The 562-nt window shown below is 38.8% G+C and carries 2 protein-coding genes; both read left to right on the top strand.

Annotated features, from left to right (window positions below; genetic code table 11):
- A partial coding sequence (locus tag IE260_RS43480) for an aspartate/glutamate racemase family protein (protein WP_229881863.1) occupies nt 1-299 on the top strand: 299 nt, incomplete at its 5' end.
- A gap of 116 nt (nt 300-415) precedes the next feature.
- Nucleotides 416-562, top strand: a 147-nt coding sequence (locus IE260_RS43485) for a zinc ribbon domain-containing protein (RefSeq protein ID WP_506005121.1), incomplete at its 3' end; no start/stop codon positions are given.

Consider the following 562-nt stretch of genomic DNA (forward strand, 5'->3'; position numbering starts at 1 on the left):
AATTGTTAGAAACTTGCATGCGTTATTATTTCACTCCGTTAAAGATCTTGCCTGAAGTGGTTATTTTAGGTTGCACGCATTTTCCCTTGATCGCTCACCAAATTGAGGGCTATTTTATGGAGCATTTTGCTCTTTCAACGCCCCCCCTACTCATCCATTCTGGCGATGCTATTGTGGAATATTTGCAGCAAAAATACGCCCTTAAGAAAAACGCATGCGCATTCCCTAAAGTAGAATTCCATGCGAGTGGCGATGTAATTTGGCTAGAAAAACAGGCTAAAGAATGGCTCAAATTGTAACGCAAAATTTAGAGTCAAAATAACACAATTTTCCAAAATGTGTTGATTATAAAGCGCTTTAGAGAAATCCATGAAAAGCGTTTTTATATTTGGAAAAGAATTACCTATCTACAAGCTTGCTAGACTACAAACAACAGCATAATGGCAAATTGTCAGTGAAAGTTCCCCCACAATACACCAGCAAAACTTGCTCTCATTGTGGGAGCATCAACCCCAAGCTCAAATTGAATCATAGGCAATATTGGTGTCCTGATTGTGGGTAT

Origin of the sequence: Streptomyces viridiviolaceus, assembly GCF_014650995.1 — a bacterium.
Lineage (GTDB): Bacteria > Actinomycetota > Actinomycetes > Streptomycetales > Streptomycetaceae > Streptomyces > Streptomyces viridiviolaceus.